Here is a 940-nt window from a genome sequence, read left to right on the forward strand (position 1 = left end):
AGAGCGTGGTAGATCGCTTCGCCTTCGGCCTCTTTCTCGGCGGCGTCTTCAGCTTCCCGAAGAATGTGCGCCCAACATCGCTGTAGCTCGCTGCTGAAAGCCGGATACGCTGTCCAGCCATCACAGACAACCGTTCCCGCGAAGTCCTCTCCGAGGACTTCTGCGGGAACATCGCTTCCTCGACTCTCTCTGACTGCGTACAGCGTGTGCTCCTCGGTGGTGAACGTCCAGATCCACGCCTGTTCGCCGTCCCGCTTGATTCCTGTCTCATCAATGTGGACAACATCGGCTTGCTGTATCCGGTGGCGGATCCGTTCGTATTCACAGCGACCGGCGCGCGCAGCGCGCTCGGTCGCGTGCCACGCGGACGCGCCAGATAACTCCAGTCCATGAAGTTGCTCGAAGCGGTCGCCGATCTTCCGGTAGGGGAGACGGTGATCATACCGAGACAGTGCTGCCTGTGCGATGACATTCACCCCGAACTGCCCCTCATCGGGGCAGTCGGGGTGTGAAGCGACGGTCTCGGACCCACAAGAGTGACACTGGTAGTGGTGGCGGTTGTACTGTGTCACTTCGGGTGGCTGTGGATCTGGAAGCTCCTCGACGAGTCGGGGGCTGACGCCCGCCGACTCGTCAAACTGTTCGCCACAATCTGGACAGCAGTCACAGGTGACCTCGATTTCTTCGTCTAGATCAGGTGCAGGCCGCCATGCAGGGTCGTGTCCAGGTTTTCGACCAGGCGTGCCACCGTCAGTACGTGGCTGTTCGTCGTCCTCGTCTTCATCAGACGAGGACGACTCCTCTTGATCTGATTGTTCCTTACTCGGTGGCGTATGTGGTCCCTCGTACCATCGGATTTTGGCTCTAAGGCGCTTGTTCTCTTTTCGGAGTTGCTGATTCTCTTGCTCGAGCTCTTCCCTCTCCTGCTCAAGTTCAGCAA

General features: G+C 58.9%; 1 protein-coding gene. It reads right to left on the bottom strand.

Going from position 1 to position 940, the window contains the following annotated elements:
* Positions 1 to 940, bottom strand: a 940-nt coding sequence (gene tnpC, locus N5096_RS16050) for an IS66 family transposase (protein WP_267665792.1), incomplete at both ends; no start/stop codon positions are given.

This window comes from Halorubrum yunnanense, assembly GCF_026586675.1.
GTDB lineage: Archaea > Halobacteriota > Halobacteria > Halobacteriales > Haloferacaceae > Halorubrum > Halorubrum yunnanense.